Origin of the sequence: Ligilactobacillus ceti DSM 22408 (assembly GCF_000423245.1) — a bacterium.
Classification (GTDB): Bacteria; Bacillota; Bacilli; order Lactobacillales; family Lactobacillaceae; genus Ligilactobacillus; species Ligilactobacillus ceti.
This window is the reverse complement of record NZ_AUHP01000017.1, coordinates 33,714-49,937: the sequence shown is the minus strand read 5'-3', so window position 1 is coordinate 49,937 and position 16,224 is coordinate 33,714. Positions and strand designations below refer to the sequence as shown.

The 16,224-nt window shown below is 32.1% G+C and carries 21 protein-coding genes and 1 rRNA gene; 3 read left to right on the top strand and 19 right to left on the bottom strand.

Annotated features, from left to right (window positions below):
- The 3 genes from G540_RS0102650 to G540_RS0102640 all read right to left on the bottom strand — a co-directional run.
- A 16S ribosomal RNA gene (locus tag G540_RS0102650) occupies positions 1-192 on the bottom strand; the annotation flags it as partial.
- Positions 193-584: 392 nt separating this feature from the next.
- On the bottom strand, positions 585-965 hold the full coding sequence (locus G540_RS0102645; RefSeq protein ID WP_027106761.1) for a CvfD/Ygs/GSP13 family RNA-binding post-transcriptional regulator: 381 nt from the start codon (positions 963-965) through the stop codon (positions 585-587).
- A gap of 28 nt (positions 966-993) precedes the next feature.
- Positions 994-1,578: a peptidylprolyl isomerase gene (locus G540_RS0102640; protein WP_027106760.1), complete on the bottom strand. Its 585-nt coding sequence runs from the start codon at positions 1,576-1,578 to the stop codon at positions 994-996.
- Positions 1,579-1,717: 139 nt separating this feature from the next.
- Here G540_RS0102640 and G540_RS0102635 point away from each other — a divergent pair, with 139 nt between their 5' ends.
- Both G540_RS0102635 and G540_RS0102630 read left to right on the top strand, forming a co-directional pair.
- Entirely contained in the window at positions 1,718-2,701 is a 984-nt protein-coding gene (locus tag G540_RS0102635) for an NAD(P)/FAD-dependent oxidoreductase (protein ID WP_027106759.1), read from the top strand.
- A gap of 13 nt (positions 2,702-2,714) precedes the next feature.
- Entirely contained in the window at positions 2,715-3,353 is a 639-nt protein-coding gene (locus tag G540_RS0102630) for a VTT domain-containing protein (protein WP_027106758.1), read from the top strand.
- Positions 3,354-3,402: 49 nt separating this feature from the next.
- On the opposite strand, the gene G540_RS06930 is transcribed toward G540_RS0102630, so the two are convergent.
- The 14 genes from G540_RS06930 to ccpA all read right to left on the bottom strand — a co-directional run bounded on the left by G540_RS06930 (position 3,403) and on the right by ccpA (position 13,751).
- On the bottom strand, positions 3,403-4,041 hold the full coding sequence (locus G540_RS06930; RefSeq protein WP_051188935.1) for a TIGR01906 family membrane protein: 639 nt from the start codon (positions 4,039-4,041) through the stop codon (positions 3,403-3,405).
- A complete protein-coding gene (locus tag G540_RS0102620; protein WP_027106757.1) occupies positions 4,029-4,799 on the bottom strand; it encodes a TIGR01457 family HAD-type hydrolase in 771 nt (256 codons plus the stop codon). The genes G540_RS06930 and G540_RS0102620 overlap by 13 nt, the downstream gene beginning before the upstream one ends.
- A 24-nt stretch (positions 4,800-4,823) precedes the next feature.
- Positions 4,824-5,447, bottom strand: a complete 624-nt coding sequence (locus G540_RS0102615; protein ID WP_027106756.1) for a YutD family protein — start codon at positions 5,445-5,447, stop codon at positions 4,824-4,826.
- Positions 5,448-5,571: 124 nt separating this feature from the next.
- The gene (locus G540_RS0102610) at positions 5,572-6,945 is read right to left on the bottom strand and encodes an amino acid permease (RefSeq protein ID WP_027106755.1); all 1,374 of its coding nucleotides are present in this window, start codon (positions 6,943-6,945) and stop codon (positions 5,572-5,574) included.
- Positions 6,946-7,071: 126 nt separating this feature from the next.
- Complete coding sequence (locus G540_RS0102605) at positions 7,072-8,076, bottom strand: class I SAM-dependent methyltransferase (RefSeq protein WP_027106754.1); 1,005 nt, start codon at positions 8,074-8,076, stop codon at positions 7,072-7,074.
- A gap of 88 nt (positions 8,077-8,164) precedes the next feature.
- Positions 8,165-8,365: a hypothetical protein gene (locus G540_RS0102600; RefSeq protein WP_027106753.1), complete on the bottom strand. Its 201-nt coding sequence runs from the start codon at positions 8,363-8,365 to the stop codon at positions 8,165-8,167.
- Between the two features lie 80 nt (positions 8,366-8,445).
- Positions 8,446-8,868, bottom strand: coding sequence for a ComGF family competence protein (locus G540_RS0102595; RefSeq protein WP_162139322.1), 423 nt, complete (start codon positions 8,866-8,868; stop codon positions 8,446-8,448).
- Positions 8,861-9,130, bottom strand: coding sequence for a hypothetical protein (locus G540_RS0102590; protein WP_027106751.1), 270 nt, complete (start codon positions 9,128-9,130; stop codon positions 8,861-8,863). Before G540_RS0102590 ends, G540_RS0102595 begins: the two co-directional genes overlap by 8 nt.
- On the bottom strand, positions 9,111-9,542 hold the full coding sequence (locus tag G540_RS0102585) for a type II secretion system protein (protein ID WP_027106750.1): 432 nt from the start codon (positions 9,540-9,542) through the stop codon (positions 9,111-9,113). The genes G540_RS0102590 and G540_RS0102585 overlap by 20 nt, the downstream gene beginning before the upstream one ends.
- Positions 9,535-9,840: a prepilin-type N-terminal cleavage/methylation domain-containing protein gene (locus G540_RS0102580; RefSeq protein ID WP_027106749.1), complete on the bottom strand. Its 306-nt coding sequence runs from the start codon at positions 9,838-9,840 to the stop codon at positions 9,535-9,537. Before G540_RS0102580 ends, G540_RS0102585 begins: the two co-directional genes overlap by 8 nt.
- Positions 9,837-10,847: a competence type IV pilus assembly protein ComGB gene (comGB, locus tag G540_RS0102575; RefSeq protein WP_051188934.1), complete on the bottom strand. Its 1,011-nt coding sequence runs from the start codon at positions 10,845-10,847 to the stop codon at positions 9,837-9,839. Before comGB ends, G540_RS0102580 begins: the two co-directional genes overlap by 4 nt.
- Positions 10,840-11,799, bottom strand: coding sequence for a competence type IV pilus ATPase ComGA (comGA, locus tag G540_RS0102570; protein ID WP_027106747.1), 960 nt, complete (start codon positions 11,797-11,799; stop codon positions 10,840-10,842). The genes comGB and comGA overlap by 8 nt, the downstream gene beginning before the upstream one ends.
- Before the next feature lie 92 nt (positions 11,800-11,891).
- Positions 11,892-12,620, bottom strand: a complete 729-nt coding sequence (locus tag G540_RS0102565; RefSeq protein ID WP_027106746.1) for a YebC/PmpR family DNA-binding transcriptional regulator — start codon at positions 12,618-12,620, stop codon at positions 11,892-11,894.
- A gap of 93 nt (positions 12,621-12,713) precedes the next feature.
- A complete protein-coding gene (ccpA, locus tag G540_RS0102560) occupies positions 12,714-13,751 on the bottom strand; it encodes a catabolite control protein A (RefSeq protein WP_035463557.1) in 1,038 nt (345 codons plus the stop codon).
- Between the two features lie 199 nt (positions 13,752-13,950).
- Here ccpA and G540_RS0102555 point away from each other — a divergent pair, with 199 nt between their 5' ends.
- Complete coding sequence (locus tag G540_RS0102555) at positions 13,951-15,054, top strand: aminopeptidase P family protein (protein ID WP_027106744.1); 1,104 nt, start codon at positions 13,951-13,953, stop codon at positions 15,052-15,054.
- 60 nt (positions 15,055-15,114) lie between these two features.
- Here G540_RS0102555 and G540_RS07230 read toward each other — a convergent pair whose 3' ends face one another.
- Together G540_RS07230 and G540_RS0102545 are read right to left on the bottom strand one after the other, a co-directional pair.
- The gene (locus G540_RS07230) at positions 15,115-15,729 is read right to left on the bottom strand and encodes a hypothetical protein (protein ID WP_051188933.1); all 615 of its coding nucleotides are present in this window, start codon (positions 15,727-15,729) and stop codon (positions 15,115-15,117) included.
- A gap of 11 nt (positions 15,730-15,740) precedes the next feature.
- The gene (locus tag G540_RS0102545) at positions 15,741-16,175 is read right to left on the bottom strand and encodes a DUF948 domain-containing protein (RefSeq protein WP_027106743.1); all 435 of its coding nucleotides are present in this window, start codon (positions 16,173-16,175) and stop codon (positions 15,741-15,743) included.
- Between the last annotated feature and the right edge of the window lie 49 nt (positions 16,176-16,224).

Sequence of the window (16,224 nt, the reverse complement as noted above, 5' to 3'; positions counted from 1 at the left end):
TGCGGTATTAGCACCTGTTTCCAGATGTTATCCCCCTCTTTTGGGCAGGTTACCCACGTGTTACTCACCCGTCCGCCGCTCAAAGTTTTATCGGTGGATGCAAGCATCCGGTGATAAAACTTTGCGCTCGACTTGCATGTATTAGGCACGCCGCCAGCGTTCGTCCTGAGCCAGGATCAAACTCTCAATTTGAATTTGTGACTCATTATTTTTTACTAGCGAATTGACTTCGCAAATGTTTGTTGCTCTTGTTTAAAACAAGAGACCCTACACATTTGGTTTGTCGAAACTTTGTTCAGTTTTCAAAGATCTACTTTTAAATTAATCGTTCTTGCGAAACGACTTAATTAGTATATCAATTATATTTTATAAAGTCAAGAACTTTTTTTAATCTTTTTTCAAAAAATTCAAAAGTTATTAACTTGTTTAAGTAATCAACATTTAATATTTTAACAAATATCTCAACAATGTCAAGAACTTTTTTTAATCGTTTTAAGCAGTTTTTACAACCGCCGTTCAACGACAAAAACTATATTAACAAGTTTACACCTTCCGGTCAACCCTTTTATTGAATTTTTTTACTTTTATTCTATTTTATCTAAAGCTTCACTAATCCATAACGGTAATTGATCATCAATTGTTTTAAAACCAATTTGCAATCGTCGATTAGTCCAGTATTTTTTATGGTAATTTTTATAAGACTTTTTAGCTGGAGAAAAATCAAAAGGTCGTTCTAAACAACGTAAAGAAAGACTTATTTTTTTAGAATATTCATCAATATCAATAATCATAACTTCCACCGCATCGCCAACATTTAACATTTCACCAATATTAGCAACAAAGCCATGATGACACTCAGAGATATGTATCAATCCCTGAGTATTATCATCTAAAGCTACAAAAGCACCATATGGTTGGATTCCTGTTACTTTGCCTTCAATAATCATTCCGATTTTATAGTCCATTTTACTACCTCCCATATGTTACTTTGTTTTATTCTGAAACGATTGTCTTTTCAATAATTACATCTTCAACTGGTCGATCTTGCATACCTGTTTTAACTTGAGCTATTTCATCTACAACATCCATACCTGAAACAACTTGTCCAAATACTGTATGACGATGATCTAACCAAGGTGTTCCGCCTTCTTTAGCATATACATCAATGATTTCTTCTGGATAACCTGCTGATTTCATTTGGTTAATCATATCAGCTGGGCCATTTTCGTTTTGCACGATAAAGAATTGACTACCATTTGTTCCTGGTCCGGCATTAGCCATTGATAAAGCTCCGCGTACATTAAACAATTCATTTGAAAATTCATCTTCAAAATTATGTCCATAAATACTTTCGCCACCCATACCTGTTCCGGTTGGATCGCCACCTTGAATCATAAAATCAGGAATTACACGGTGAAAAATCACACCATCATAATAACCTTTTTTAGCTAAACCTACGAAATTTTCAACTGTTTTTGGTGCTTGTTCTGGAAACATTTGAATTTCAATTTCACCATGATTAGTTACTAAAGTTACTTTAGGTCCTTTTGCATTACTTAAATCGATTTGTGGTAACATTACTGTACCTCCTTAATATAGTATATTTTTATTCCGACTTTATTTAAAATCCATCTACTCTAAAAATATTAATACTATTTTATTTTAACATGAATTTATGATAATGTTACACATAAGAATATAAAAAATCGAGGTATTTATTTTGACACACGAATATTACGATATAACAATCATCGGCGGCGGTCCTGTTGGGATGTTTACAGCGACTTATGCGCGCATGCATTTAGCAAAAACACAAATCATTGATAGCTTAGCTCATTTAGGTGGACAAGTTAAAACACTCTATCCTACTAAAAAAATCTATGATATCCCTGGTTTTCCAGCTTTAACTGGTGAAGAATTAATTTTTAACTTACAAAATCAAATGCAACGTTACCAACCTGACGTATTCTTAAATGAATCGGTAATTGACTTTGAGCAAACTGATATAGGTTATAAAATCACAACAACACAACGCGTTACTTATTCTAAAACAATTATTATCGCAACTGGCGTTGGTGCTTTTAACCCCCGTAAATTAAAAATTGAAAATCACGCGGAATTAGAAGATAAAAAACTTCATTATTTCATTAATAACCCAGCAAAATTTGCCAATAAAACTATCGCAATTGCTGGTGGTGGAGATTCAGCCATCGATTGGGCTTTAGAATTGTCTGAATGCGCTCAACAAATCCATATTATTCATCGACGCGATAAATTTAGAGCCTTACCTGCCAGTGTTGCTAAATTAAAAGCAACATCTGCCCAGTTCGAAACACCTTATGCTATTAACGAATTATCTTTAACAACTGATCAACGTTTAAAAATTTCTTTAAAATCGCGTTCTGATCAAAAAGAAATTATTGTGGATGATTTAATTGTTAATTATGGTTTTTGTGCTAATAATTCTCATTTAAGAAAATGGGAATTAGATATTGAACAACGCGGAATTAAAGTCGCTCGCAATATGGAAACATCTCGACCAAATGTTTTTGCTGTTGGTGACGCCGTTTCTTATCCAGGACGTTCCGATTTAATCGCAACTGGATTTGGAGAAGGTCCAATTGCAGTTAATGCCGCTTTATCAAATCTTGATCCATCAAATTATGTTCCTGGTCACAGCACTAGTTTGATTCACGATTAAAAAGGAGTTTATTTTGAGTTATTTAATTGATTTTATCTTACACATTGATAGCCACCTCGTTACGATTGTTAACACTTTTGGTGGTTGGACTTACGGAATTTTATTTTTTATTATTTTTATTGAAACAGGAGCTGTTATTTTCCCGTTTCTTCCCGGAGATTCTCTCTTATTCGCAGCTTGCGCTCTAGCAGCTAACCCTGAATATAACCTCAACATTTGGTTCTTTGTTATTTTATTTTGGTTAGCACCGGTTTTAGGTGATTCATTGAACTTTTTCATTGGTCAAAAAATCGGTAAATCTTTAACAAACCATGCATTCTTCGGTCGGTTTATTAAAGAAAAAGATTTAAAACGCACTGAACAATTCTTTGAACAACACGGTGGATTAGCTATTTCATTAGCACGTTTCATGCCTATCATCAGAACATTTTCACCTTTTGTAGCTGGAGGAAGCGGCGTTCCTTATAACAAATTTATCCGCTATAGTTTATTAGGTGCTACAGCATGGGTTATTATTTGTTGTGGCGGTGGTTACTTCTTTGGTAACTTTGCCATTGTTAAGGATCATTTTTCATTAGTGATTATCGGAATTATCGTTGTTTCTTTAATTCCAGCCGTAATCGGTGCCCTTAAATCCAAATTAGCTAAATAGAATAAAACAAAAAGTTCCAACTTCTCTAATTAAGAAGTTGGAACTTTTTTTATTGTACTTTAAAAAACTTTAACAACCCAAATGTGATTCCTTCTACCAAAACCAACCAACAGCACCCTGCTAAAAAGAAAAACTTAGCTGGCAATACTAAAATAATCGGATCTGTAATTGGCGAAAAAATCCAACTTTTGTCTGTAAAAACAATCTTATGCAAATCAATAAAAACTTGGTTAAAAAAGAATAACCAAAACACCGCACCTAATAACACCAATTGAAAATAACAACTAAATGGTCGTATCAATAACACGAATTGTTTTTTCCGCCGCAACGATCGCCAATTATAATAATTAATCGGGATTAAAATAACCAATAAACTATAACAAATAAAAAACATCTTTTTGACAACAGCAAAATGATGCTTTCCTTGCACAGACATCGGAATTTTTAAATTCAATTCAGTTATCCAAGGATAATTTAAATATGATATCAACATCTGATACTCATGTTTTAATACATCCGGCGTTAAATTGATATTTTGAGCTAAATTATCATGCATCATTACATAGTAATATAAAACACGTAAATTAATTACAAATGCTAAACTCGCAACAACAATTAATAACCACAATAAAAAACTTCGCACAAAGATCCAGAATCGCCATTTATTATCTAACTTTAAATGTTCCATTCTGATAAGCTATTAATTTGATAGGTTGGTTGTACTTTTTCCTTGGCTACTTGATCACGTGTTGAAACACCAGTATAGACAATAATCGTATCAATACCAAAATTAATTCCAGCTGAAATATCAGTCAAATAATTATCCCCAACCATCACTACTTGATCTTTAGCTAAACCTAATTTATCAAGTGCTTTTTTCATAATAATTGGTTCTGGTTTCCCAATAAATAACGGTTTTTCTTGCACAGCTTTTTCAACTAACGCAATAAGCGAGCCCGCACCTGGCACTAGTCCTTTTTCATTCGGTAAATTCGTATCAGCATTCGTTCCAATAAATTTAGATCCATTTCGAATTGCCAAAGTAGCTACTTCAAATTTATGATACGTTACATCACTATCTAAACCTACCACCACATAATCTGGTTTAGTTTCTTCAAAATAAAAGCCTTGATTCAATAAGGCTGCTTTCAAACCTAGTTCACCTATCGCATATACACTTCGTTTAGACGGATCAAGTTCTGCTAAATAATCTGCAGTTGCCATTGCTGTTGTATAAACATGACTAGCATCGACATCAATTTGAAAATTATCACGTAAGTTACGTGCCACCGCATCCGGTGTTTTAGTACTATTATTAGTCACAAAGAGAAATGGTATTTTTTTAGCTTGTAGACGTTCAATAAATTCTTTAGCTGCTGGTATTTTTTGTTTACCTAAATACATCGTCCCATCCAAATCAATCATATAACCTTGATACTTTTTCATCGCAATCCCTCTGCTTTCTCTCTCTTAATCCTTTTGACGAATTGTAAAATGACGCTTTGAACCTTTTTTATTTTGTACAGTTGTCACACTAACTTTATTTCTTTTTTTCGGTTTATTATTAACCTTACGTTCTCGTTTTTCAAAACGTACATCATTTTTTATTTCTGAACGTGGTTTACGTGGATATGTTTTTTTCTTAGTTTTATTCTTTTGATTATCACGATATCGTTTCCGTCGAGGTCGTTTATTTTCTTTTGGAGCCGGTGCCGGTTCTTTAACATCAAGATTTTTCAAAATGAAATAAGCACATCCAAAATTACAATATTCATATAAATAATCTTCTAATTTTGTAATACTTTGCATCTTAAATCCTTTATTACTATCTTCTTTATAAAAGCCACGTAACCGTAATTGATCATAACCCCAATCACCAACGATATAATCATATTTAGTTAAAATGGAACTAAAACGTTCTTTTAACTTTTCTACTTGGAAACCATCTCGATAATTTTTAATTAAAACATATTCTCGTCCATCAATTAACATTTCAGTTTCGTTTTTCATTTCTATATCACTTGAATAGGCTTTGATTGTTTCTGCCTTTTTCGCCAATTGTGCTTCACGGCGTTCTTTTTTTTGATTATTCAAAATAACCCTCCTCAGCTCTTTTCTTCTAATTCTATAGAGCTGTTAATATCTGATTCCTATTATAACTTAAATTATACAAAAAAAGCAGAGTGGAATTCCACTCTGCCCTTTTAATTATAGCTGACTAATTTTCAGCCTGTTTTTTATGTTTAATTTTACCCACAATATATAATCCTATTAACCATGCGACCGCTGAAATCAAAGCAATTAAAGTTGTTGTATTAAAGCACATTACAACTGCAATAAAAGCTAAAAAGATCAACACTAAATAGTTAGACACTGGATATAGTGGCATTTTAAATTTCACAGCTTGCACTTGACCGCTTTTTTTCAATTCGCGTTTGTATCTAAGATGAGCAACTACAATCGCCCCCCAAATGAATAAAAAGCAGGTTGTCGCAACACTAGAAATAAAAGTAAATAATTCCGTATTTGGAATAAAAAAGTTTGCCATAACAGCTAACGCAATCACAAGTGCTGAAAATACTAATCCATTAGCAGGTACTTGTTGCTTGGACAAAGTACTCATTTTCTTAGCGAATTTGCTCTTATTCCGGTAGTTCAAAGAAAACATCATCCGACCAGTTGTAAATAGCGAACTATTACATGCTGATGCAGCAGCTGTTAAAACAACAAAGTTAATAATCCCCGCAGCTGTCGCAACGCCGATATGTGAAAACACTTGAACGAATGGACTTTCTGATGCCGTGATATAGTTCCAAGGATAGATACACATCAAAGCAATCAATGATCCTACGTAAAAAATAATAATACGTAACGGAATTTCGTTAATAGCTTTTGGAATGACTTTTGTTGGATTTTCAGCTTCAGAAGCCGTAACACCAATCATTTCAATCCCAATAAAACTAAATGTTACCATTTGGAATGATAATACAAAACCTTTCAACCCTTTCGGGAAAAAGCCCCCTTCACTCACTAAATTAGCTACTGTTGCATGGCCAGCTGGTGTTTCAAATTTTATAATCACCAAAATAATACCGGCAATAATCAAAGCTACAATAGCAATGATTTTAATTAATGAAAACCAAAATTCCATCTCACCAAACAATTTAACAGTAATTAAGTTAGCGCAAAGCAATAAAACAATTGCAATTAGGCCAGGAATCCATGGTGGTAAGTTAGGGAACCAAAATTGCATATACAACCCAACAGCAGTTACTTCTGCCATCGCAATCGTAATCCAGCAAATCCAGTATGTCCAACCTGTAATATAACCAATTTCTTTCCCTAAATAACGAGCAATAAATTCAATGAAAGAATGCGTATCTAAATCAGATAGCAATAATTCACCCATTGCACGCATTAATAAAAAACACATTATCCCAGTAATTAAATAAGCCAGAATAATCGAAGGTCCAGCTAAATGAATAGTTTGACCTGCTCCTAAGAACAATCCTGTTCCGATAGTACCGCCAATCGCAATCAGTTGCACATGGCGACTTTTTAGACTTCTTGAGTATTCTTGCTTTTGTTCCATAATCAAACTCCTAACAAAATTTTATACTCAATAACATCAGTTGATTCTTTTACTTTTTATACGTACTTACAGTTTACCTTAAATTTAAATGAGAGTAAAATGAAAATGTAAACTTTTTCAAACTTATTAAATTTTAATGTTGTTTTTTAACCATTGATTTAATTCAGCCATGAATTTTTTCAAATTATCTAAATCTTTAAAAGAAGGAATATCTCCTAATAACACATTTTCAGCTTGTTTAGCTTTGCCACCTTGTTTTTGTAAAACTAAGATTGTTTTCGCCATTGTTTTATTACCAAATAACTCTTTTGGTAAGTTTAAAACAGCTTGTAAATGACCTTTAGTTTGAATAAATTTCAATAACGATTTACTTTCAGTTGTTTCAAAAATATTTTGCGGAACAATATAAACTCCTAAGCCGCCTTCTTTCAAATAATTAAATGATTGTTCAATCAATAAATGATGCATATAAGAATGACCTTCTTGCGCTTTAGTCATATATTCTGTGACATTTTCATCAATTGGATAATAACCAACCGGTAAATCACTTAAAACAACATCAACAGGATCGACTAATAAAGGTTGCATCGCATCTTGATGGTACAGTTTTAACGCTACCTTTTCTAATTGTGAATTTAAACTCGCTAATGTTAATAACGTATCATCATTGTCCACACCGGCTAATTTCACTTGTTTATTCACCAAATTATTGTTAACAGTTAATAATAAATTCCCTGTTCCCACACTTAAATCTAAAATAGATAGTTCTTGAGTTGTGAGAAAACTATTTTGTAAAATATCCGCTACTAAAATTCCGATTGCATCAGGTGTCATTTGATGGTTTGCTTGAATCTTTTCTTGACGATATCCTTTTAATAATAATAATTGAAATAATTTACGCATTTCTTCTGCTGTATAAAGATCCAAATCAATTCCGGCATAAATTTTTTCTAAAGTTGCTACTTGTTCGGCATTTGGTTTACCATCTTCAACTTGAACATTTCCACCATCTAATAAATTATCACCAGTTTCAATTAAAGCATCAAAATAACTCACATCCAAAGCTGTTTGTAACAGTGTAATACTTTCTTCTAATTTCTTATAAATTGGTTCGATTTTATTCAAATCCATGATCCATCATCTCCCAAAACTTATTTCTTGTGCTACTATAACACTATTTTAGCTACTCTTGAAAGACTTTGGTTAATTTTTGCACGGATTAAGTTTGGTTTAATTTGAATTTATACGTTTCATCTCGACTAGTAATAACAGTTAACCCTTGATCAGTAACTTCCGCCCGATAACCGGTCGAACTACGATAACACTCTCCTTTTTTTGGCTGTTGATTTTCAACTAAATAACGAAAAACAGTAGCATAATTTTGTTGCGTTAATTGACGGTAATTATTAATCAATGCCATATAATACAGACATTGTCCGCCAATAATTAATGAAAAAAAGCAATACCCATATCCCTGTCGCTAAACTATAACTTTTCATTTTATGCTTGCTCATACCTTTCCATCACGACCTTTTCTTGATAAACTTTTTTATTTTTATTAATAGTCAATTTTAAATATGGTTCTTGATAATCAATCTTAAATTGATCAACTTGATACAATAACGGCATATAGCCAGTATCTTTTCGTTTTAAAACAATCTGTTTATTTTTATATACCATTTGATAATCATCTTTTTTATATCCACTATATAAATTAAGTCTTTTTTTCGTATGACTTTTATATTGAAATTGCAATTCATCACTATTTAACACTTGTAAAAATTGGGCAATTTGATTTTCTTGTTGCAAATATTGTTGGCGTTGATTTTGATTAAGAACTTTAATACTTGTAAAGATCAAATGAAAAATAAGACTAGTAACTCCAAGCGCAATTATCGTTTCAATTAAAGTAAAACTACTCAATTTTTTCAATATCAAAGCTCACCCCAGAATTCCCTACTCGTTGCAAGATTTTATGTTCTCTCTCCGCTTTTAAAACTTGATACTTACTTTCATTTAAAACTTTTTGACTAACTTGATACTTATCATAATTTTGCTGTTTAACTTTTTGTAATATTTGTTGATTAACACATATTAAACAAATTCCTCCTGCTGTAATCATTAAACCAATTAAAGCATCCGCCAAAACAAATCCTGCTTGTTTTTTATTCCATTTTTTGTTCAATACGATAACAACCTCCATAACCTAATTGAAATTTCACATAATAATAACAATTATTTACTTTTGATTTAAAAATTACCGTTGCTGGTTTAACATGCCCACGTGAATTAACTTGAATTTTTTGGATTTTAAACACTGCTAAAGTTGCAGGATATTTTAATATCACTTGCTGATCACTTTTAAAAACAACTCTCGTTGGATAATAAATGATTTTAAGCGCTTGTTTCTTTTGTTTGACATTCTGATACTGACTAACCCACGTTCTTTCCATTTTCCACCAAAATATTTTTTCTTCTAAACTAGAATAACTTCTTTTTAATGGTGAAATTGTTAATATAACTAAACAACCCACTAAACTCATCACAATAAGCGTTTCTAACAATGTAAAACCAGCTATTTTTTTAGTTTTATTCATCAACTTGAATTGTCAAACCTTCTCGTTTAATCATTTCATATTGTTCTTTAGTCAAATAATGAGCTTTAGTTAAATCATCCAAACTCACACTCTGAACATTTTTATCAGATAAATATAACTGAGCTTGTGTATTTAATTCTGTTTGTAAGGCTTGTTTATTAATTTTCATAGCATTTTTTCTTTGCGCTGCAATATTAGGCAACATTAGTAAAATTAATAATGAAATAATAAACAATACCACGGACATTTCTACTAATGTAAAAGCACTACATTTTCGTTTTTTAATATTTTTTATCATGACAAAACTCCTCCTAAATCTCGATATAATGGACCAAAAATAACCAAATAAGTTCCAATAATTAACAATCCAATCACGCCAAATAAAATAGGCTGAATCAAATTCAATAAGCGATTACTTTCTTTTAATAATTTTTCATAAGACAATTCAGAATACAGTAATAATTCACGACTTAATTCATTTAAAGTTTGTCCCTTATTAATAAACAAAATTAACTCAGATGGTATAAAGCGATATTTATCCACAAAATCAGCCAGTTTTTCTCCATTTAAAATTATTTTCGGTAAACTTATCCCCAATTGATATAACAAACTAGTCGGTTGATAATGTTGACAACAATAACAAATCGCTTGTAACTCCATGCCACTTTTTAATAACATCCCTAAATTATACGTTAGGTAATAATGACAATAAATTTGATACAATTTCCCCACTAACGGCAAAGTACTATACCATTGATGTTTAGCTAAAACATTCTGTTCACGTAACCATTTCAAGCGCCAAATTATGTATCCGCTTAAAAAAACTATTAACAATACTACAATTCCCCATAAAATCATTTTATTGTGTGAACCTAAAAAACTTTGTTGGACTTGATTAAAAGTGATAATTTGCGGTAAAACAAATATTTTTACAACTCCAATTAAAAATATTAAAAATATTAATAAACAGACTGGATAAATTAATAAGCTTTTTAATTTGTTCCGTTGTTGCAATCGCAACTTTAATAAACGTCCTAATTCTGTAATACATTCATCGATATTCCCATATTGTTCTGCAATTAAAATTTGATAATACAAATTTTCATTAATATATGGTTTTAAAACACAGCTAAACTCAGCACCTTGTTGTAATTTCTTTTTCATAACTTGCAAAACTTGTTGTAAATTAGGAGCCAAAACACCCATTTGAACAATAGCTTGTTGGATAGAAAATCCAGCTTTTAAAAAACTAGCTAACAATTCAAAAAAGAGTACTTGTTGTTTTAAAGTTAATTTGTTATCCATTGTAGTATTTTTCTTTGTCTTTTTGACTAATCCATCCTGATTGATAACATTGTTCAATCCGTTCACCCCAATCTGCAGAGATTTCCGTTGACCCTTGAAAATCATGTGCTGTAATTTGTTCAAACAATATTTTCAACTCTGCGGTTTGCGTAGGAATTAATCGTTGATACGATACTAATTGCACAGCTTGTTCAATTTCATCACGTGTTAACCCTAAATTCAAAAGTCGTTGTAACACACCTTGGGCACTTTTCGCATGAACTGTACTTAACACTAAATGTCCGCTTAAAGCTGCCGTAATCGCAACTTTCGCAGTTTGTTCATCACGTATTTCTCCGATAATAAAAATATCCGGATGATGTCTTAAAGCAACTTTTAATAAATTAGGATATGTCATCCCGGCTTTTTCATTAACTTGTAATTGTAAAAATGCTGGCTCTTGAATTTCAACTGGATCTTCAATACACAAAATCGCTTGTTCTTGAAATTTTTTAGCAAAATAATACATCGTCGTCGTTTTCCCCGAACCCATTGGACCCGAAAACAAAATTAGACCACGACGTAAACATGCTTTTTCTAACCGTTGCCATTGATCATCATAAAAAACAGCTAGTTGTTCCGTCTGTTGTGGATATAATAATCGTATTACCATCGATTCTTGATCTAAAAAATTACCAACTGTGGAATATCTTAAATACACCCGACCTTGTGGAGCTTGATAATAATCCGCACCTAATTGAGGACGCCGTTTTTCGCTTAAAGACATATTTCCCTTAAACTTCAAATAATTAATAATTTGTTGTCCTAATAAACCTGATATTTCTTTTTGAATAATTCTTTGACCTTGAACAGAATAACTAACTATATAACCTTCCATAGTGGGTAAAAAATAAATATCCATCGCTTTTTGCGAAATAGCATCTTGAATTAATTTTTCAACCTTACTTTGCATGATTTCCTCCTTTCATTTTTTAAATACGCTTTAACGCAAAAAAAGACCACATCTTTTTATAAGATGTGGTCTTTTAGTTTTTTAATTTAATTTTAGTCTTCTGGGAATTCAGCAGATGTGAATACTTCAGAAACATCATCGTCTTCTTCTAAACGATCAATTAAACGTGTCAATTGTTCAACTTTATCAGCTGGTACTTCAACAGTTGTTGATGGCACCATTGTTAATTCAGCTGTTGCTAAATCATATTTCTTTTCTAACGCATCACGCACTTCTGGGAATGCTTTTGGTTCTGTATAAATTTCAAATACATCATCCATTGTTTCTAATTCTTCTGCACCAGCTTCAATAACATCTTCAAACATTTGATCTTCATCAACGTCTAAACCTTCACGTGCAATTGCAATATAACCTTGACGATTGAACATGAAACTAACTGAACCTGTTTCACCTAAGTTACCACCATTACGGTTAAATGCTGTTCTAACAGAAGTAGCTGTTCGGTTACGGTTATCTGTTAATGTGTAAACTAAAATAGCAACACCAGCTGGACCGTAGCCTTCATAAGTGATTTCTTCGTAATCTTCACCACCGGCACCAGTAGCTTTATCTAATGCACGTTTAACATTATCTTTAGGCATGTTTGCAGCTCTAGCCTTATCCATCATCAAACGTAATTGTGCGTTAGAATCTGGGTCAGGACCGCCGTTCTTTGCTGCCATATAAATTTCGCGTGATATTTTTTGGAAAATCTTTCCACGTTTAGCATCTTGAGCATTTTTACGCCCTTGAATATTTTGCCATTTTGAGTGTCCTGCCATATTTATAACCTCTTTTTTTAAGTCTTTTGTTTTGTTACCAAAATAAATCTTATCAAATCATTGCTTTTAACGCAAATCATTATCTAATTACAATTATTTAGTTGTTGAACGCTTAATATAACCATATGGTAAAATAATTGTTTTATTTTCTGTTTCAACTTCTTCTTTATTCATCATCTTTGTTAAATAACGCATTGCGACCGCACCAATATCATATAAAGGTTCTGTAATAGATGACATTTTTGGACGCACAATCTTAGTTAATTTTGAGTTGTTACTTGTCACAATTTCAAAATCTTCTGGAACTTTAATTCCAGCATCTTGAGCACTATTTAAAATTCCAGCAGCTAACTCATCATCGCCAGCATATACTGCTGTAACTCCCATAGCTGATAAAGCAGGCCACATAATTTCACCAGAATGATAGTTATATCCTGTTTCGAAAACTAATTCCGGATCAAATTCAATATTATTTTCAGCTAAAACATTTTTATATCCTTGTAATCGATATTCACCATTAATTGGCTCTGTTAACGAACCTGATACAAAGGCAATTCTTTCATTACCATGATTTACTAAATCACGTACAGCTTCTTCAGAGGCAGCTACATAATCAATATGCACACTTTCAATTTCTTCTAGTGAATCAACTGAACCTGCAATTACAAATGGAATTTTAGCCCGTTTAATTTGACGTCTCATTTCTTCTGTAATTGTATTCCCCATAAAAATAATTCCATCTACTTGTTTAGCTAATAAAGTATTCAAAACTTGAATTTCTTTTTGTTCATCACTTTCAGAGTTAGCTAAAATAATATTGTATTTGTACATTGTAGCAATATCATCAATTCCTAACGCTAATGATGAGAAATATACATTTGTAATATCAGGAATAATCACACCTACTGTTGTCGTTTTTTTACTTGCTAAGCCACGTGCTACAGCATTTGGACGATAATCTAATTCTTCGATGACTTTTAATACTTTTTTACGTGTAGCAGGTTTCACATTCGGATTGCCATTAATAACACGTGACACAGTTGCCATTGAGACTTGAGCCGCTTCGCTAACTTCCCGAATTGTAATTGGTTTATTTTCGTCAATTTTTTTACCGTTAATATATTCTACCATGATAATCTCCTTTTCATTTTCAAAGTTGTTTTCATCTTCTCGCTCTTACACTTTAGCAAAAACAGCTCTAAAATGCAAACGCTTTATAATTGTTTTTTCATTTCGTTTTCATAAATTTGAAACTGTTTCGATACACCAAAAACAAATTACAATGTGCTATAATAAATGTGTTTATCATTAAAGAAAAAGAGGCGATTAAATGTCACAAATTACATCAATTCAAAATTGGTTAGGTAATCATGAATATGACATGGCTTACATTAGTGATTGGAAAACAATTGCTTATTTAACAGGTTTCAGCAGCAATCCTATGGAACGTGTTTTAGCTTTGTTCATTTTCCCTAATCAAGATCCATTTATTTTTGCTCCTGCTTTAGAAGTTGAAGCAATCAAAAAATCAGCTTGGGATTTTCCTGTATATGGTTATCTTGATCATGAAAATCCATTTGCTTTAATTAAATCTCATATTGAAGAACGTGTTCACAATCCACAACGTTGGGCTGTTGAAAAAGGTAACTTAACAGTTGAACGTTACGAAGCTGTGAAAGCTCAATATCCAGATGCTCAATTCGTTGGAGATTTAACACCATTTATCCAACAACAACAATTAATTAAAACACCTGATGAAATCGCTAAACTTATTACAGCTGGCGAATGGGCAGATTATGCCTTTACAGTTGGGTTCGATGCTCTTGCAAAAGGTTTAACAGAACAAGAAGTTGTAGCTGAAATCGAATATGCTTTAATGAAAAAAGGTATTATGCATATGAGTTTTGATACAATTGTTCAAAGTGGTGCTAACGCTGCTGATCCACATGGTGCACCTAAAAAAGATTTAATCAAACCAAATGAACTTTGCTTATTTGACTTAGGTGTTGTTTGCAACGGCTATGTTTCTGATGCTTCTCGAACAGTTGCTTTTGGTGAAGTTGATGAAAAATCAAAAGAAATTTACAAAGTTTGTTTAGAAGCTCAACTAGCAGCTCAAGATGCAGCTCGCCCTGGTGTTTTAGCAGAAGAACTTGATAAAATTGCTCGTGATATTATCACAAAAGCTGGTTATGGTGAATACTTCAACCACCGTTTAGGTCATGGTATTGGTCAAACAGCTCATGAATATCCATCAATTATGGGTGGTAATAAACTCGAATTACAACCTGGTATGTGCTTCTCAATTGAACCTGGTATTTACATTCCTGGTGTTGCTGGTGTTCGAATTGAAGATTGTGTTTATGTTACAGAAGATGGCGTTAAACCATTTACAACAACTTCAAAAGAATTACGTACATTACCAATTAAATAATTATCATTATAAACAAAAAGTGCTGAGAAAGAATTATCTTTCTCAGCACTTTTTTATAATTTATTTTGTTGTTTCAACAGTTTCTTTTGTTTCTGTTTTTGGTTCTTCTTTTGTTTCTTCAGCTGTTTTTTCTTCAGTTTTTACATCTTCTTTTGTATCAACTGGAGCTTCTTCTGGAGCATTTTTCACTTCATCTTCTGTAGGTTCTACAGGAGTTGCTTCATCTTCAACTGGTTGTTGTGATTTTGGATAAAATACTTCAACTGGTTTTTCTGTTAATTCATCAAAAATTGCACTATCAATTACAATCGCATCTTCATATTGATCTTCAGCTAATTCTTTTTCAAGTGCCATATCACTTAACTTATCACGAAGATCGTCTGTTGCTTGTTTTAAATTACTAATTGCATCGGCGATTTTTTCATTTTCAGCAATTTTAGCTGTATTTGATTTAACTTTATCTTTTAAATCTGAAAAATCTGGTAAATCTTTATCATCTAAATAATCTTCAACATATTCATAGTATTCTAAAGCTTTTTCCCGTCCATTTAAAAGACTTTCATCGATTTTTTCAGACATCTTTTCTTTTTGTTCTGCAGTAACTAATTTTTTAGTAATTAAAGCTGTCGCACCTGCTAAACCAATACCAAGACCTAATAAGACTTTTTTATTCATGATAAATCCTCCTATAATTCTTCTTTATTTTTTTGTTCTTGTTTTTGTTTCATATTATTCATCGCACCAAAGGCTACTTTGCCAACTTTTAATAATGTTGATGCTTTTGCCGCTGTTTTAGTTGATGCAGAGACGCTTTTCGCGAAATTACGACTAACATTATTTAATTCTGAAATACTTTCGCTTAATTCAGCTGCAGTTTCAAAGATTGGTTCGATTGTTTTTGATTTTTCATTTACATCTTCCATTAAAGTATTTGTTTGGTTAACAAGAACTTCTAATTCTTTTGCAATCGAATCAGCATCTCCAGTTAAAACTTCAATACTATTTGTTAATTCATTCACAGTCTTAGTTAAATTAACTAAAGTCTTACTCATGAAAATAACTAAAATCAAAAATGCTACCGCAGCAATCATTCCGGCCATTTGCCCAAATGTCATAATCATTTTTCAATCGCCTCCTATTTTTACTTTCTCTTTTTAGAATATCATCAAT